Source organism: Corynebacterium halotolerans (assembly GCF_050107895.1).
Lineage (GTDB): Bacteria > Actinomycetota > Actinomycetes > Mycobacteriales > Mycobacteriaceae > Corynebacterium > Corynebacterium halotolerans_B.
The window spans coordinates 1-255 of sequence record NZ_JBNILW010000064.1 but is presented as its reverse complement, the minus strand read 5'-3'; the positions used below and the strand labels follow the sequence as shown (position 1 = coordinate 255).

Genomic DNA, 255 nt, shown 5'->3' with positions numbered 1-255 from the left:
AGTACGGTTCCAGGTCCCCGACCGCGTCCAACGACAACCCGGTATCCCGGTAGGTGTCGGCGAACGCCGCCACGATCGCCGACAACGACGGCTGCGAGGTCGTGCCCGACATCGGCGCCGACGCCCCATCCACCGCATCCGCACCCGCGTTCGCCGCCGCCAGGTAAGTCGCCAGCTGCCCGCCGGCGGTGTCGTGGGTGTGCACGTGCACCGGCAGGTCGAACTCCCGGCGCAACGCGGTCACCAGCTTCCCGG

The 255-nt window shown here is 71.4% G+C and carries 1 protein-coding gene; it reads right to left on the bottom strand.

The window, feature by feature from the left end:
• The coding region (locus tag ACQCVD_RS15570) for a hypothetical protein (protein ID WP_426824681.1) at positions 1–255 on the bottom strand (255 nt) is incomplete at both ends.